The 17136-nt window shown below is 73.6% G+C and carries 12 protein-coding genes; 10 read left to right on the top strand and 2 right to left on the bottom strand.

The window, feature by feature from the left end; all coding sequences use genetic code 11:
• Nucleotides 1-34 precede the first annotated feature (34 nt).
• From ACGFS9_RS24885 to ACGFS9_RS24900, 4 genes are all read left to right on the top strand, one after another.
• Complete coding sequence (locus ACGFS9_RS24885; RefSeq protein WP_393256286.1) at nt 35-691, top strand: hypothetical protein; 657 nt, start codon at nt 35-37, stop codon at nt 689-691.
• Nucleotides 692-866: 175 nt separating this feature from the next.
• The gene (locus ACGFS9_RS24890; protein WP_393256287.1) at nt 867-1064 is read left to right on the top strand and encodes a hypothetical protein; all 198 of its coding nucleotides are present in this window, start codon (nt 867-869) and stop codon (nt 1062-1064) included.
• A 164-nt stretch (nt 1065-1228) separates the two neighbouring features.
• Nucleotides 1229-4291: an AAA family ATPase gene (locus ACGFS9_RS24895; protein ID WP_393256289.1), complete on the top strand. Its 3063-nt coding sequence runs from the start codon at nt 1229-1231 to the stop codon at nt 4289-4291.
• Nucleotides 4292-4317: 26 nt separating this feature from the next.
• Nucleotides 4318-4659 (top strand): DUF6191 domain-containing protein, encoded by a 342-nt coding sequence (locus ACGFS9_RS24900; RefSeq protein ID WP_393256290.1) that lies wholly within the window; start codon nt 4318-4320, stop codon nt 4657-4659.
• On the opposite strand, the gene ACGFS9_RS24905 is transcribed toward ACGFS9_RS24900, so the two are convergent.
• Nucleotides 4660-5823, bottom strand: coding sequence for a PQQ-dependent sugar dehydrogenase (locus tag ACGFS9_RS24905; protein WP_393256291.1), 1164 nt, complete (start codon nt 5821-5823; stop codon nt 4660-4662). It lies immediately after the preceding gene.
• A 102-nt stretch (nt 5824-5925) separates the two neighbouring features.
• The gene (locus ACGFS9_RS24910) at nt 5926-6933 is read right to left on the bottom strand and encodes an aldo/keto reductase (protein WP_393256292.1); all 1008 of its coding nucleotides are present in this window, start codon (nt 6931-6933) and stop codon (nt 5926-5928) included.
• Between the two features lie 76 nt (nt 6934-7009).
• On the opposite strand from ACGFS9_RS24910, the gene ACGFS9_RS24915 reads away from it, so the two are divergent.
• From ACGFS9_RS24915 to serA, 6 genes are all read left to right on the top strand, one after another.
• Nucleotides 7010-7951, top strand: a complete 942-nt coding sequence (locus ACGFS9_RS24915; RefSeq protein ID WP_393256294.1) for a 2-hydroxyacid dehydrogenase — start codon at nt 7010-7012, stop codon at nt 7949-7951.
• A 393-nt stretch (nt 7952-8344) separates the two neighbouring features.
• Complete coding sequence (locus ACGFS9_RS24920; protein ID WP_393256295.1) at nt 8345-11449, top strand: EAL domain-containing protein; 3105 nt, start codon at nt 8345-8347, stop codon at nt 11447-11449.
• A 237-nt stretch (nt 11450-11686) separates the two neighbouring features.
• Nucleotides 11687-13543, top strand: a complete 1857-nt coding sequence (locus ACGFS9_RS24925) for an acetolactate synthase large subunit (RefSeq protein WP_393256297.1) — start codon at nt 11687-11689, stop codon at nt 13541-13543.
• A 19-nt stretch (nt 13544-13562) separates the two neighbouring features.
• A complete protein-coding gene (ilvN, locus tag ACGFS9_RS24930) occupies nt 13563-14090 on the top strand; it encodes an acetolactate synthase small subunit (RefSeq protein WP_266763065.1) in 528 nt (175 codons plus the stop codon).
• A gap of 138 nt (nt 14091-14228) precedes the next feature.
• Entirely contained in the window at nt 14229-15230 is a 1002-nt protein-coding gene (gene ilvC / locus ACGFS9_RS24935; RefSeq protein WP_393256298.1) for a ketol-acid reductoisomerase, read from the top strand.
• Nucleotides 15231-15537: 307 nt separating this feature from the next.
• Complete coding sequence (serA, locus tag ACGFS9_RS24940; protein WP_393256299.1) at nt 15538-17127, top strand: phosphoglycerate dehydrogenase; 1590 nt, start codon at nt 15538-15540, stop codon at nt 17125-17127.
• The last annotated feature ends 9 nt before the right edge of the window (nt 17128-17136 follow it).

The following is a 17136-nucleotide window of genomic DNA, read 5'->3' on the forward strand; positions in this document are numbered from 1 at the left end:
GAACCTCTCAGACGGCGTCCGTACGGTGCGGGACATGGGAACCACGACAGTCGACGAAAACGGCGCCGGGAGCGGCGCCGCGGCGCCGCGCGACGACCGGGCCGCGGACGCCACCGGGAACGAGGCGGCGGCCCCGCACGAGGTGACCGCCACCGCTGCCGGGCGGGACGGGGCCGCTCCGGCCGACGAGGCCGGAGCGGCGGACACCGGGACCGGCCGGAACGAAGCCGGGGCGCCGGAGGACGACGGCACCCCCGCCGTACAGCCGGAGGGCGACGAGCCCGCCGGGGCCGGGCCGGCCGGCGTGGGCCAGGGCGCCGCCGCCGTGGTGTCGGCGGCACTCGGCGTCGTGTCGCTGACCGGCAGCTGGGTGTCCACCGTCGCCGCCGCCCGCGAGACGCTCATCGGCCAGCTCCGCACCTCGTCGAGCGCCAGCGTCGCCCAGCAGGTCAAGGCGGTCTACGGCGACGCCTGGGCGACGACCGCCCTGATCGGCGGCCTCTTCGCCCTGGCCGCCCTGATCGTCGGGGTCGTCGTCCTCGTACGACCCGCGTTCGGCGCTCCGGGCCGGCCGCAGGCCGCCTGGATCAAATCGGTCGCCTGGGCGGGCGTCTCGCTCGGCGTGATCGGGCTGGTGCTCGCCGTCGCCAAGTACACCGACCTCCTTCTCGGGCTGCCCTCGGCCGGCTGAGAACCCACCACGCTGAGGGGCCTTAGGGCCGGCGCCGCCCGAAGGACGCCCGCCCTAAGGCCCCTCGCGTGCGCAAGATGCGGAACTCTCCCGATGTGGCGCACCCCCCTGGCGAACGAGGGTGGAGTCATCGCCGGCGACGACGCCGGGACCGACTCTCCACCAGGGGTACGAGATGTTCGAGTACGAGATGCACCAGATCCGCACCGCGGACCTGATCCGCGAGGCGCGGGACCACCGGCTCGCCCAGGAGGTCCTCCGCGGCCGCCGGGCGGCCCGCCGCGCGGCCCGCGCCGCGTCGGCACGCCAGGACCCGGAGGGAGGGGCCCAAGGCGCCGGTCCGCGCCGCCGGCCCTCCACCCGCGCCGCGTGACCGGCGTGGCACCCGGCGGCGGCCTGGCGCCCTGCGGCCCGCCGCCGGGTGCGCGGGAGGCGGCCTCCGGTGAGGCCGTCCTCCTCCCGCCGGTCGCCGCCGGGCCCGCCGGGGCCGGCACCCGACCGCCGACGGCCGGTGCCGCGCCGCCGGCGCCCTGTGCGATGCTCGGGCCCGTGCAGACGCGGTCCGTGAGCCCGGTGTTCGTCGGACGCACCGCCGAACTGGGGGTGTTGACCGACGCGCTCTCCCGTGCCGCCACGGGAGAGCCGCAGGCGTTGCTGCTCGGCGGCGAGGCCGGCGTCGGCAAGACCCGCCTCCTGGAGGAGTTCACCGCCTCCGCCGCCCGCGAGGGCGCCGTCGTCGCCGTCGGCGGCTGCGTCGAGATCGGCGCCGACAACCTCCCCTTCGCGCCCTTCTCCACCGCCCTGCGCGCCCTGCGCCGCGTCCTGGCCGACGAACTCGCCGCCGCCGCGGCCGGCCAGGAGGAGGAACTGGCCCGCCTGCTCCCCGAACTCGCCGGCACCGCCCCCGGCAGACGCTGGGACGAGCAGGGCATGGCCCGCCTGTTCGAACTCACCGCCCGCCTCCTGGAACGCGTCGCCGCCGACCGCACCATCGTCGTCGTGCTGGAGGACCTGCACTGGTCCGACGCCTCCACCCGCCACCTGCTCGCCTACCTGTTCCGCACCCTGTCCGCCGGCCGGCTCGTCGTGATCGCCACCTACCGGTCCGACGACATCCACCGCCGCCACCCGCTGCGCCCCCTGCTCGCCGAACTCGACCGGCTGCGCACCGTCCGGCGTCTGGAACTGGCCCGTTTCAGCAGGGCCGAGGCCGGCCGCCAGATCGCCGGCATCCTCGACCGCGAGCCCGACCCGGCCCAGGCCGACGAGATCTTCGCGCGCTCCGACGGCAACGCCTTCTTCGTCGAGGAACTCGCCGTCGCCGCGGTCGAGGGCTGCCGCACCGGACTCACCGACTCCCTGCGCGACCTGCTGCTCGTCCGCGTCGAGCGGCTCCCGGAGAGCGCCCAGCGGGTCGCCCGGCTGGTCGCCGAGGGAGGCTCCACCGTGGAGTACGCGCTCCTCGCGGCCGTGGCACGGCTCGCCGAGGACGACCTCCTCGAAGCCCTGCGCGCCTGCGTCGGCGCCAACATCCTGCTCGCCTCTCCCACGGGGGAGGGGTACCGCTTCCGCCACTCGCTGGTCCGCGAGGCGGTCGGCGACGACCTGCTGCCCGGCGAGCGCTCCCGCTTCCACCGCCGCTACGCCGAGGCACTGGAGGCCGACCCGGCCCTCGTCCCGCCGGACCAGCGCCTCACCCGCCTGGCCAGCTACTGGTACCACGCCCACGACGCGGCCAAGGCGCTGCCCGCGGTCCTGGACGCCGCGGCGGAGGCCCGCCGGCGGCACGCCCACTCCGAACAACTGCGGCTGCTGGAAAGGGCGATGGAGCTGTGGGAGGTCGCTCCGGACACCGTGCGCGCAGCGCTGCGGCCCATCGACTACGTGGAGGCCTACCCGTCCGGCGGCTCCGGTCCCCGCACGGCCCCGCTGAGCTATCTCGACCTGATGGCGGAGGCGGCCGTCGCGGGACGGCTGTGCGGAGAGCGCGAGCGCGCCCTGAAGACCACCCGGCGCGCGCTGCGCCTGCTTCAGGACGCGGGCGATCCGCTGCGTGCCGCCTGGTTCCGCGTCCAGCGCTCCCGGCTGGTCCAGGCCCTGGCCCGCGGCGACGGCTGGGAGGAACTCGCCACCGCCAGGGAACTCGTCCGAGGCCTCCCGCCCTCCGAGGTGCACGCCGAGGTGCTCTCCACGGTCGCCGCCTGGTGCATGCTGCACGAACCGGGGCCCGGAGCCCTGTCCGCCGCCGAGCGCGCGGTGGAGTACGCGCGGATGGTGGGCGCCCGCGACGTCGAGCTCAACGCCCGGCTCACCCTCGGTGGCCTGATGGTCGACGCGGGCGAGGCCGAGGCCGGGATGGCCGCGATGTACGAGGTCAAGGAGGAGGCGCTGCGGCACGGCGCCGCGTACGTCGTCGGCCGGCTGCACATCAATCTGCCCTCCCATCTGGAATCCGTCGGACGGTCCCGCGAGGCGGTCGTGATCCTGCGCGAGGGCGTCGAACTGGCGCGCCGGAACGGGCTGTCGGACACCCTGGCCTGGGTGTGGGGCAACCTCGCCGAGTCGCTGTACGTCCTCGGCCGCTGGAACGAGGCGGTCGAGGCCGCGCGGAACGCGCTGGGCGTCGGACTGGGCGGCAAGGCGTCCGGCGTGGCCGCCGGCCGCCTCGCGCCGATCGCCCTCGCCCGCGGCGACCTCGCCGAGGCGTCCCGCCGGCTGGCCGACGCACGGGCCCACTTCGGTACCCACGACCCGATGCCCCAGCACTCCCTCCAACTGCTCTGCACCGCCATCGGCATCGCCGCCGGCGAGGGCCGCCTGCCCGCCGCCCGGGCCGCTCTGGGGCAGGCGCTGGACGCGGGCTTCCCGCCCGGCACCCAGCGCTACGGCTGGCCCCTGCTGCTCGCCGCCGCCACCGCGGAGGCCGACGCCCGCGACCTGCCCGCCGCCGCGGCGGACCGTGCCCCCACCCTGCGGCGCATCCGCGAGGCCGCGAACCGGCTCGCGACGGGCGCGCCCGTCTGGCACGCCCACGCCCGATGGGTGCGCGCCGAACTCGCCCGGGCGGACGCCGCGGACACCGCGGACGACTGGTGCGAGGTGGTCGCCGCCCTCGAACCCCTGGAACGGCCCTACGACCTGGCCCGGGTCCGCCTCCGGCTCGCCGGCGCCCTGCTCGGGCCCGGCACGCGGGACGACGGCCGCGCCCGCGCCACGGAGCTGCTCCGGCTGTCCCGCGCCGCCGCCGAGCACCTCGCGGCCCGCCCGCTCGCCGACGCCGTCGCGCTGCTCGCCCGGCGCGCGCGGCTGCCGCTGGACCACGCTCCGGGGCAGCCTCCCGCACCGGCGGACCCCGTGCGGTCCCTCGGCCTCACCGGCCGCGAGCACGAGGTGCTGCGGCTCGTGGCGGCCGGCCGCAGCAACCGCCAGATCGCCGCGGAACTCTTCATCTCCCCGAAGACGGCCAGCGTCCACGTCTCGAACATCCTGGCCAAACTGGAGGTCTCGGGCCGGGGCGAGGCAGCCGCGCTGGCGCACCGGCTGAGCCTCTTCCCTCCGGAGCCCGCTCCGGCTCCGGAGCCGGAGCGGGGTCTACGCTGAAGGGGATTCGGGCCGAGGGAGGCACCGTGTTCAACCCGTTCGAGGAACTCTTCGCGCCGGGCCGCAAGCACACCGACGACGAGCGCAGACGGCTGGAACTGACGCGGGTCGACCTGAACGACGGCGATCCGGGCCACGGCCCCATAGACCTCTCCTCCGGCAGCGTCGTCGTCCGGCCCCGTCACCGCCCCGGAGACGAGGCCCCGGACGCGGAGGCCCCGGACACGGAGGCCCCGGACGCGGAGGCCCCGGACACGGACGGCCCCGACGCGGACCGGGAGAAGCGCGACGAGGACGGGCACCGGGGCCCGGGCCGGGCGGGGAGAGGGCGGGGCGGGCCCGGCCGGGGCCCCGCCCGCCCCGCGTGATCAGCTCACCTCGATCTCCAGGAGCCGGTCGTCGCCCTTCTCCGGGCTGCCGCGGCCGTCGGTCTCGCTCGTCGTCAGCCAGAGCCGGTCCCCGCCCGCGGACACCACGGTGCGCAGCCGCCCGTAGGCGCCCTTGAGGAAGTCCTCGGGGTCGGCCGAGGTCGTCGTGCCGTTCAGCGGGACGCGCCACAGCCGCTCGCCCTTGAGGCCCGCCATCCACAGCGACCCGTCGGCGTAGGCGAGCCCGCTCGGCGAGGCGTCGTCGGTGTGCCACTGCGCCACCGGATCGCGGTACCGGGAGTCCTTCCCGATCCCCTCGACCACCGGCCAGCCGTAGTTGCCGCCGGGCTCGACCAGGTTCAGTTCGTCCCAGGTGTCCTGGCCGAACTCGGAGGCCCACAGCCGCTGTTTCGCGTCCCAGGCGAGGCCCTGGACGTTGCGGTGCCCCAGCGAGTACACGACCGAGCCGGGGAAGGGGTTGCCGGGCGCGGGCTCGCCCTCCGGGGTCATCCGCAGGATCTTGCCACCGAGCGCCTTGCGGTCCTGGGCCTGGCCCCGGTCGCCCGTCTCGCCCGCACCGGCGTAGAGCATCCCGTCCGGTCCGAACGCGATCCTCCCGCCGTTGTGGATCATCCCCTTCGGGATGCCCTTGAAGACGGTGTCCGGCGCGCCGAGCTGTTCCCCCGCGGGCTTGTTGGCGTCGTACAGCATGCGGACGACCCGGTTGTCCGACTCCGTGGTCATGTACGCGTAGACCATGTGGTCGGAGGCGTAGTCGGGGGAGAGGGCGATGCCCAGCAGGCCGCCCTCCCCGGCCGGGGCCACGCCGGGCACCTCGCCCAGCACCGTCTTGGCGCCGGTCTTCTCGTCGACGCGGGTGACCGTGGCCGCGTCCCGCGAGGACACCAGCAGGCCGCCCTCCGGCAGGACGGCGAGGCCCCAGGGGCTGTCCAGGCCCTCGGCGACGGTGCGCAGCACCTTCACCGAGCCCTCGGCGGGCGGGGTCGACGCCGCGCCGGGGTTCCGCGGGGCGGGTGAGCGCGCCGCGCCGCCGCCCGGGGACGCCCCGTCGTCGCCCGAGCCGCCTCCGCCCGAGGAGCAGCCCGCCGTCACCAGCATCACCGTCGCGGCCAACACGGCCGTCACTGCTCGACGTTGCACCATCAGTGTCCCTTCGACGCGGCGGTCCACCTGTTCATACTCCGCACGCGCCCTGCGGGTTCCCGGTCCCGGACGCGCGTCCGGGACGCGGCCCGCGGACGTGCCTCAGTCCCAGGATCCCAGGGCCCCCGGCAGACCCGCCACCTCCGCCAGATCCTCCGGCGTCAGCCGCAGCTCCGCCGCCCCCGCGTTCTCGTGCACCCAGCGCTCCCGCTTGGCCCCCGGCACCGGCACCACCTGCGGTCCCTGCGCCAGGACCCAGGCGAGCGCCACCTGGGCCGGCGTCACGGGGCGGTCCGCCCCGCCGTGCCGCCGGGCGATGCGCCGCAGCCCGACGACGATCGGCTGGTTCGCCGCCATCATCTCGGCGGTGAACCGGGGATGCCGGGCCCGTACGTCGTCCGGCTCGAAGCCTTCGCCGGGCGTCAGCGTCCCGGTCAAAAAGCCGTTGCCCAGCGGCATCGCGGCGAGGAAGCCGACGCCACGCGCCGCGCACCACGGCAGCAGCGACTCCAGCGCCTCCGGCGACCACACCGACAGCTCGGCCTCCACGGCGCTCACCGGGAACACCTGCTGCACCCGCTCCAGCTGCCGGATCGTTCCGTCGTGCAGCCGCGCCCCCGGGCGCCGGCCCGACCGGGCCCCCACCGCGCACAGTCCCAGGGAGCGCACCTTCCCCGCCGTGACCAGCTCGGCCATCGCGCCCCAGGTCTCCTCGACGGGCACCTCGGGGTCCGCCCGGTGCAGCTGGTACAGGTCGATCACGTCCGTCTGGAGCCGGCGCAGCGAGGCGTCGCACGCCCGCTTCACGTACCCGGGACGGCCGTTGGCCACGATGTGCTGATCACCCACCAGCAGGCCGACCTTGGTCGACACGACGGCCTCCGCGCGGCGCCGCGCGAGCGCCCGGCCGAGCAGCAGCTCGTTGGTGAAGGGGCCGTACATGTCGGCCGTGTCGAGCAGCGTCGACCCCAGGTCGAGCGCCGCGTGCACCGCGCGCAGCGACTCCTCGCCGCGCTGCCGCGAACCGGTGTAGGCCCAGGTCATCGGCATGCAGCCGAGGCCGACCGCCCCGACGCCGAGCGCCGCGGCCCCGATCGTTCTGCGCTTCACCTGGTCGTGATCCTCCCTCTGCCGGCACCCCAACCTAACCTCTGCGCGCACGGGCCCCTGGCATAGCCTCCCGACCATGACTTGCGATGTGTGGCTGCCGTTTCACGCCGACGAGATCGAGGGGCTCCCGCAGGGACCGCGGTACCGCTTCTGGGACGGCGGCCTGGACTTTCCCGCCGACCCGGCCGACTGCGCGTTCTACTGCGTGCCCTACCTGAAGCCGCCCGCCGTCGCGCGGCGCCCGCTGCCGGAGATGACGTCGGTCCGGGCCGTGCAGACCCTCTCCGCGGGAGTCGACCACGTCCTGCCCGGCCTCGCCTCCCTCCGGCCCGGCGTCGCGCTGTGCAACGCCCGCGGGGTGCACGAGGCGAGCACGGCGGAGCTGGCCCTCACCCTCGTCCTCGCCTCCCTGCGCGGCATCCCCGACTTCGTGCGCGGCCAGGACGCCGAGGAGTGGCGCACGGGCTTCCGGCCCTCGCTGGCCGACAAGTCCGTCCTCATCGTGGGGTACGGCGCGATCGGGTCGGCCATCGAGGACCGGCTCGCGCCCTTCGAGCTCGCGCGGGTGGCGCGCGTCGCGCGCTCCGCCCGCGCCACGGAGCGCGGCCCGGTGCACCCACTCGCCGAACTGCCCGAACTGCTGCCGCACTTCGACGTCGTCGTCCTGTCCACCCCGCTCACCGAGAGCACCCGGGGCCTGGTCGACGCCGCCTTCCTGGCCCGGATGAAGGACGGCGCCCTGCTGGTGAACGTCGCCCGCGGACCCGTGGTGGACACCGGTGCGCTCCTCGCCGAACTGGAGCGCGGGCGCATCACCGCCGCCCTCGACGTCACCGACCCCGAACCGCTCCCGCCGGGGCACCCGCTGTGGCACGCGCCCGGTGTCCTCGTCAGCCCGCACGTCGGCGGCCCCACGTCGGCGTTCCGGCCGCGGGCCGAGCGGCTGCTGGCCCGGCAGCTGACCCTCTTCGTGAACCGCGAGCCGTTGCGCAACGTGGTACTGACCACCGGCCGTTGAGCGGCACGGCTCCCGGCGGCGCCCGCCGCCGTCACCCTCCGCGGTCTCCCGGGCGCGGCCGGTTCCGGCATAGTCGCTGGTCGTCACGGAGCGTAGAGGAACTATGTCCCTGAGTGACGACACTGGTGTATCGTCCCCGACAGGGGCTGCGCCGCGCACCGTTCGGCGCCGGGGACGGACATGGAGACTGCGAGGGGGGCGACGGGCGATGCACGGCCTATGGACCAACGATCCGACGCGGCGGGGCCGCCGCCGACGACCCCGGCGCGCGACCACGCGCCGGGGCGGCCCCTGCTGCCCCGCCTGCCGTCTGCACCGCCGGCATCCGGGCCGCCGCAGGCAGACCCCGCCCGCGCCCGGCGACAGGCCCGGGGCGCGGACCGGGTGGGCCCGGTGAGTTCCCCGGGGGCGCTGCTCGCCCGCCGTCCGCTCCTCGACGGCGGGACCGGTCTGTTCTCACAACTCACCCTGGCCGTGCTGTGCGGGGGCTACGCCGTCGGGTCCGCGCTCGGCTGGGGCTCCGCGCGCCTCGCGCTGTTCATGGGCGACTTCGGGCTGAGCGTCGCGGCGGGCGCCGCCGCCGTCTCGTGCTTCCTCTACGCCCGGGGCCGGTGCAGCCGCTTCCGACCGGCGTGGCTGCTGTTTTCCCTGTCCTCGGCGATGGCCTCGCTCGGCAACCTGGTCTGGGGCTGGTACGAGGTGGTGCTGGACCGTCCGGTCCCCAGCCCGAGCTACGCCGACCTGTTCTTCCTCTGCTTCGCGCCGCCCGCGATCGTCGGCCTGCTGGTGCTCGCCAAGCGGCCGGTCACCAGGGCCGGCTGGGTGTGCCTCGCGCTGGACGCCTGGCTGATCGGCGGTTCCCTGCTCACCCTGTCCTGGTCGCTGGCGCTGGCCCAGGCGGCCCGCTTCGACGGACCCAGCGTCGCCCACACCGCGCTGTCGCTGGCCTATCCGCTGCTGGACATCGCGCTGGTCAGCATGGTCCTCGCGCTGCACTTCCGGCGCTCCTCGGTGAACCGGTCGGCGGTGAACACCGCGATCGGCGCGCTCGCCCTGACCGTGATGTGCGACGCCCTGTTCACCTCGCCCCTGCTGCACAACAGCTACCACTCGGGCCAGCTGCTCGACGCCGGCTGGTTCGCCGGCTCCCTGCTGCTCGCCTACGCGCCCTGGGCGGCCACCCGCGGCGGCCGTCCCGAGTCCGAGGAGGACGGCATGCGCGAGCAGGCCCCGGACCGCACCGTGCCCGACCTGCGCGACCGCATCCCCGGACAGCGCCGGGCCGGCCACCTCGGCGCGCCGGGGTCCGCCGGGCCCCGCGGGGCGGACGCGGGCCACGAGACGCCGGGAGCGTCCGCGATCCCCGGCGGACCCGGGGAGCGCCCGGGGCGGCCGCCGGCGCCGGAGCACGGGCCGGACCGGCCGCGCGAGGGGCAGCAGCGGACCGCTCCGCAGGCCCCCGGGCACGGCCGGTACCCGCTCACCCGCCCCATCGCCGGCTCCCTGGCCGCCCTGACGCCGTACCTCGCCGCCGCCGTCTGCACGCTGGGCATCCTCTACAACATCCTGAACGGGCGCAGGGTGGACCGCGTGGTGCTCCTGACCGCCGGGCTCGTCGTCCTCGCCCTGGTGGTCCGGCAGGGCATCATGCTCCTCGACAACATCACCCTCACCCAGGAACTGGCCCAGAAGGAGAACCACTTCCGCTCCCTGGTGCAGGGGTCGAGCGACGTCATCATGATCGCCGCCCCGAACGGCATCCTGCGCTACGTGAGCCCCGCCGCCGCCGGCGTCTACGGCCGCGACGCGGAGGAACTCGTCGGCTCCGAGCTGGCCTCGCTCATCCATCCGGAGGATCTCGGCTGCGTGGTCCACGAGGTGCGGCGGTTCCTCGCCGCCAGCCAGGCCGAGGAGCCCACCACCCGGATCGAGTGCAGGTTCCGGTCCGGCGGCGGGGGCTGGCTGAACGTGGAGTCCACCGTCAACCGGCACCACGGCGGCCTCATCTTCAACAGCCGCGACGTCACCGAACGGGTACGTCTGCAAGCGCAGTTGCAGCACAACGCCGAGCACGACCCGCTGACCGACCTGCCCAACCGCGCGCTGTTCACCCGGCGCGTCCAGCAGGCCCTGTCCGGGCGCCGCTCCTCGGACCGCGGGACCGCCGTCCTCTTCATCGACCTCGACGGCTTCAAGGCGGTCAACGACACCATCGGCCACCAGGCGGGCGACGAACTCCTCGTCCAGGCCGCCCGCCGCCTCCAGGACTCCGTACGGCACGGAGACACCGCCGCCCGGCTGGGCGGGGACGAGTTCGCGGCGCTGATCGTCGGGGACGGCGGACGCGACCGCACGGCCCGCGAGCGGCAGATAGTGGACCTGGCCGACCGGCTGCGGGTCAGGCTCTCCCAGCCGTACCTCATCGACGGCAACGATGTCCGGGTCGCCGCCTCCATCGGCGTCGGGTTCGCCGAACCCGGCCTCGGCGCCGGCGAGTTGCTGCGCAACGCCGACCTGGCCATGTACCGGGCCAAGGCCGCGGGCAAGGGCCGCGTGGAGCTGTACGCGCCGCAGATGCAGCAGGACGTGGTCCGCAGGGCCGAACTGGCGACCCGGCTGCGCTCCGCACTCCAGGACGGCGAGTTCACCCTGCTGCACCAACCCGTGGTGTCGCTGGAGAACGGCCGGATCTCGTCGGTCGCCGCACAGGCGCGCTGGCGTTCCTCCCAGGGGGTGCTCTTCACGCCCGCCGAGTTCCTGCGGGTCGCCGAGGACGGCGACCGCACGGCCGAGCTGGGCCGCTGGATGCTCGACGAGGCCGTCGCGCAGGCGGCCGAGCGCACCGCCGCGGGCATCGCGGTGCCGGTGGCCGTGCGGATGACCGCCCGGCGGCTGCTCGACCGCTCCATGCCGCTCGGCTCCGTCGAGTCGCTGCTCACCCGGCACGGGCTCGCGTCCGGCGGCCTGATCGTCGAGCTGTCGGACACCGATCCGCGTATCCCGCTGGACGAGCTGGAGCGCCGCCTGAACGCCCTCCGGCGCCTCGGCGTCCGGATCGCCCTGGACGGCTTCGGCAGCGGCTACGCGGCGATCACGGCGCTGCGCCGGCTCCCCGTGGACATCCTGCGGCTCGACCGCGGCCTGATCGAGGGGGTGGTCGAGTCCGCCCGGCTGCACAAGATCACCAGCGGGCTGCTGCGGATCGCCACCGACCTGGGCCTGCAGTCCGTGGCGGACGGCGTGGACCTCCCGGAACAGGTGACGGCGCTGCGGGCGATGGGCTGCACCCACGGGCAGGGCATGGCGTTCTCCGGGCCGCTGGACGAGTACCGGCTGCGCCGGGCGCTGTCCTCGGGCCGCTTCCCGGTGCCGAACGAACCGGCCGAGCCGGTCCTCGCGGGCGGCGGAGCGGGGGTGTACACGGGGGGAGTGCCGGCCGTCCTCGGAGGCGGGACGGCCCTCCGCTCACATAATGAGACTCCCGTCCCACCTACTTGACAGTCGGTGCGTGCCGGGGGGAGGGTCAATGCCATGCGCACCCGAATTCTCGTACTTGGACAGCGCGTCGGCTGAAGCTAGGTGGTCACCGGAGAATCCGGAACGCCCAGCGACCGCACCCGGCGCGCTCCCCTCGCTTGCCTCCCGGCACGAGGGGTTTTTTGTTGCACCAGCGCCTTTCGACCAGCAAACGCACCCCGCACAAACGTCGCAAAAACCCTCAGCATCGAGAAGAGAATGCCGATGACCGAGCAGGCCACCGGGGCCCACCATCCGCACCCGCGGCCCCGTTCCGGAGGACAGCAGTCCGCACCCGAGCACGTCACGGGCGCGCAGTCCCTCATCCGCTCGCTCGAGGAGGTCGGGGCCGAGACCGTATTCGGCATTCCCGGCGGTGCGATCCTCCCGGCCTACGACCCGCTGATGGACTCCAGCCGGGTGCGGCACGTGCTCGTCCGGCACGAGCAGGGCGCCGGCCACGCGGCCACCGGATACGCCCAGGCCACCGGCAAGGTCGGCGTCTGCATGGCGACCAGCGGCCCCGGTGCGACCAACCTGGTCACGCCGATCGCGGACGCCCACATGGACTCGGTGCCGCTCGTGGCGATCACCGGGCAGGTCGCCTCGAAGGCCATCGGCACGGACGCCTTCCAGGAGGCGGACATCGTCGGCATCACCATGCCGGTCACCAAGCACAACTTCCTGGTCACCAAGGCCGAGGACATCCCCCGGACGATCGCGGAGGCCTTCCACATCGCCTCCACGGGCCGCCCCGGCCCCGTCCTCGTCGACATCGCCAAGGACGCCCTCCAGGCGCGGACCACCTTCCAGTGGCCGCCCACCCAGGACCTGCCCGGTTACCGCCCGGTGACCAAGCCGCACGCCAAGCAGATCCGCGAGGCCGCCAAGCTGATCACCCAGGCCAGGCGGCCGGTGCTCTACGTCGGCGGCGGCGTCCTCAAGGCGCGGGCCACCGCGGAGCTGAAGGTCCTCGCCGAACTCACCGGAGCGCCCGTCACCACCACCCTGATGGCGCTCGGCGCGTTCCCCGACAGCCACCCGCTGCACGTGGGAATGCCGGGCATGCACGGTGCGGTCACCGCCGTCACCGCGCTGCAGAAGGCCGACCTGATCGTCGCCCTCGGAGCCCGCTTCGACGACCGCGTCACCGGCAAGCTGGACAGCTTCGCCCCCTTCGCCAAGGTCGTCCACGCCGACATCGACCCGGCCGAGATCGGCAAGAACCGCGCCGCCGACGTGCCGATCGTCGGTGACGCCCGCGAGGTCATCGCCGACCTGGTGCAGGCGGTGCAGAAGGAGCACAGCGAGGGCCACACCGGCGACTACAGCGCCTGGTGGAAGGACCTCGACCGCTGGCGCCGGACCTACCCGCTCGGCTACGAGCAGCCCGACAACGGCTCGCTCTCGCCCCAGCAGGTCATCGAGCGTATCGGCCGACTCGCCCCGGAGGGGACCATCTTCGCGGCCGGCGTCGGCCAGCACCAGATGTGGGCCGCGCACTACATCCAGTACGAGCAGCCCGCGACCTGGCTGAACTCCGGCGGCGCCGGGACGATGGGCTACGCGGTCCCGGCCGCGATGGGCGCCAAGGCGGGGCAGCCGGACCGCACGGTCTGGGCGGTCGACGGCGACGGCTGCTTCCAGATGACCAACCAGGAGCTCACCACCTGCGCCCTGAACAACATCCCGATCAAGGTCGCCGTCATCAACAACGGCGCCCTCGGGATGGTCCGCCAGTGGCAGACCCTCTTCTACAACCAGCGCTACTCCAACACCGTGCTGCACAGCGGACCCGGCGCGGACGGCAAGCAGCCCAGCGCCGGCACCCGCGTCCCCGACTTCGTCAAGCTGTCGGAGGCCATGGGCTGCCACGCGATCCGCTGCGAGTCCCCGGACGACCTCGACAAGGTGATCGAGGAGGCGAACGCGATCAACGACCGCCCGGTCGTGGTCGACTTCATCGTGCACGAGGACGCGATGGTGTGGCCGATGGTCGCCGCCGGCACCTCCAACGACGAGGTCATGTTCGCCCGGGACGTCCGCCCCGACTTCGGCGACAACGAAGACGACTGAGAGAGAGCCGAGTCAGACCATGAGCAAGCACACCCTCTCCGTCCTCGTCGAGAACAAGCCCGGAGTCCTCGCCCGGATCACCGCCCTGTTCTCCCGGCGCGGCTTCAACATCGACTCGCTCGCCGTCGGCGTCACCGAGCACCCGGAGATCTCCCGCATCACCATCGTGGTGAACGTGATCGAGGCGCTCCCGCTCGAACAGGTCACCAAGCAGCTCAACAAGCTCGTCAACGTGCTGAAGATCGTCGAACTGGAACCGGGCTCCGCCGTGCAGCGCGAACTCGTTCTGGTGAAGGTGCGCGCCGACAACGAGACCCGCTCCCAGATCGTCGAGATCGTCCAGCTGTTCCGCGCCAAGACCGTCGACGTGTCCCCGGAGGCCGTCACCATCGAGGCCACCGGCGGCGCCGACAAGCTGGAGGCCATGCTCAAGATGCTGGAGCCCTTCGGCATCAAGGAGCTCGTCCAGTCCGGCACCATCGCGATCGGCCGCGGCGCGCGATCGATCACCGACCGGTCGCTGCGCGCGCTCGACCGCTCGGCCTGAGCGCCGGCGGACGACACCGGTACACGGGCGGGCGGCACCCGCGGCCCGCCCGCATACCGAGACCGGAGAACTTCCCCGACCCCGCCCGCCGTACGGTGGGACGCAACACCGGCAATACCGGATAACAAGGAGAACCCAGTGGCCGAGCTGTTCTACGACGACGACGCCGACCTGTCCATCATCCAGGGCCGCAAGGTCGCGGTCATCGGCTACGGCAGCCAGGGCCACGCCCACGCGCTGTCGCTGCGCGACTCGGGTGTCGACGTCCGCGTCGGTCTGCACGAGGGCTCCACGTCCCGGGCGAAGGCCGAGGAGCAGGGCCTGCGCGTCGTCACGCCGTCCGAGGCCGCGGCCGAGGCCGACGTCATCATGATCCTGGTGCCGGACCCGATCCAGGCCCAGGTCTACGAGGAGTCCGTCAAGGACAACCTCAAGGACGGCGACGCGCTGTTCTTCGGCCACGGCCTGAACATCCGCTACGGCTTCATCAAGCCGCCGGCCGGTATCGACGTGTGCATGGTCGCCCCCAAGGGCCCGGGCCACCTCGTGCGCCGGCAGTACGAGGAAGGCCGCGGCGTTCCCTGCATCGCGGCCGTCGAGCAGGACGCGACCGGCAACGGCTTCGCCCTCGCCCTCTCGTACGCCAAGGGCATCGGCGGCACCCGCGCCGGCGTCATCAAGACGACCTTCACCGAGGAGACCGAGACCGACCTGTTCGGTGAGCAGGCCGTTCTCTGCGGTGGTACCGCCGCCCTGGTCAAGGCCGGTTTCGAGACGCTGACCGAGGCCGGCTACCAGCCGGAGATCGCCTACTTCGAGTGCCTCCACGAGCTGAAGCTCATCGTGGACCTCATGTACGAGGGCGGCCTGGAGAAGATGCGCTGGTCGGTCTCCGAGACCGCCGAGTGGGGCGACTACGTCACCGGCCCGCGCATCATCACGGACGCCACGAAGGCCGAGATGAAGAAGGTCCTCGCGGAGATCCAGGACGGCACCTTCGCCAAGAACTGGATGGACGAGTACCACTCGGGCCTGAAGAAGTACAACGAGTACAAGAGCCAGGACGAGAAGAGCCTGCTGGAGACCACCGGCAAGGAGCTGCGCAAGCTCATGTCGTGGGTGAACGACGACGAGGCGTAGGCCGCGCGGGAGGGGCCGGAGCGCATGCTCCGGCCCCTTCGCCGAACCACGGGTAACCCCCGGGGCCGCGGTGTTGTCCATCCCGTCCAGCCACGGACGGGTGATCCTTCCGCCAAGGCACAGGACGACCGCTCCGGCGCCACTACACTGCTGCACATCACCAACGCGTCAGGCCCACAGCGTCGTGCGTCTTCCACGCGGCTCGAGCGGCTCCCCAGAAGTGCCGGCACACCCCGGGGCCGCTGTAAACCCTCCACCGCCTGCGGCCGTCGGGACGGCCGTCCGCATTGGACTTGTGAGGACACACGTGAGCTCGAAACCTGTCGTACTCATCGCCGAAGAGCTGTCGCCCGCGACCGTGGACGCCCTGGGCCCGGACTTCGAGATCCGGCACGCGAACGGCGCGGACCGCGCCGAGCTGCTGCCCGCCATCGCCGACGTCGACGCCATCCTCATCCGCTCGGCCACCAAGGTCGACGCCGAGGCCGTCGCCGCCGCCAAGAAGCTGAAGGTCGTCGCACGAGCCGGCGTCGGCCTGGACAACGTGGACGTCTCCGCCGCCACCAAGGCCGGCGTGATGGTCGTCAACGCCCCCACCTCGAACATCGTGACCGCGGCCGAGCTGGCCTGCGGTCTGCTCCTCGCCACCGCGCGCCACATCCCGCAGGCCAACACGGCGCTGAAGAACGGCGAGTGGAAGCGCAGCAAGTACACCGGTGTCGAGCTGGCCGAGAAGACCCTCGGCGTCGTCGGCCTCGGCCGCATCGGCGCGCTCGTCGCGCAGCGCATGTCGGCCTTCGGCATGAAGGTCGTCGCCTACGACCCCTACGTCCAGCCGGCCCGCGCCGCGCAGATGGGCGTGAAGGTCCTCTCCCTCGACGAGCTGCTCGAGGTCGCCGACTTCATCACCGTGCACCTTCCGAAGACCCCCGAGACCCTCGGCCTCATCGGCGACGAGGCGCTGCACAAGGTCAAGCCGACCGTGCGCATCGTCAACGCCGCGCGCGGCGGGATCGTCGACGAGGAGGCGCTGTACGCGGCGCTCAAGGAGGGCCGCGTCGCCGGCGCCGGCCTCGACGTGTACGCGAAGGAGCCCTGCACGGACTCCCCGCTGTTCGAGCTCGACGAGGTCGTCTGCACCCCGCACCTCGGCGCCTCCACGGACGAGGCCCAGGAGAAGGCCGGCATCTCGGTCGCCCGCTCGGTGCGCCTGGCCCTCGCCGGCGAGCTGGTGCCGGACGCGGTCAACGTCCAGGGCGGCGTCATCGCCGAGGACGTCAAGCCCGGCCTGCCGCTCGCCGAGAAGCTCGGCCGCATCTTCACCGCCCTCGCGGGCGAGGTCGCGGTCCGCCTCGACGTCGAGGTGTACGGCGAGATCACCCAGCACGACGTGAAGGTGCTCGAACTCTCCGCCCTCAAGGGCGTGTTCGAGGACGTCGTCGACGAGACGGTCAGCTACGTCAACGCCCCGCTGTTCGCGCAGGAGCGCGGTGTCGAGGTCCGCCTGACCACCAGCTCCGAGTCGCCCGACCACCGCAACGTGGTCACCGTGCGCGGCACCCTCGGCGACGGCCAGGAGGTCTCGGTGTCCGGCACGCTGGCCGGCCCCAAGCACCTCCAGAAGATCGTCGCCGTCGGCCCCTACGACGTGGACCTCGCGCTCGCCGAGCACATGGTCGTGCTCGGCTACGAGGACCGTCCCGGCGTCGTCGGCACGGTGGGCCGCATCCTCGGCGGGGCCGGCATCAACATCGCCGGCATGCAGGTGGCCCGCGCGACCGTCGGCGGGGAGGCCCTCGCGGTCCTGACCGTCGACGACACGGTTCCGCAGACTGTCCTGTCCGAGGTCGCCGAGGAGATCGGCGCCACCTCGGCGCGCTCCGTCAACCTCGTCTGAGGCGGCCGG

This window comes from Streptomyces sp. NPDC048566 (assembly GCF_043199735.1).
Lineage (GTDB): Bacteria > Actinomycetota > Actinomycetes > Streptomycetales > Streptomycetaceae > Streptomyces.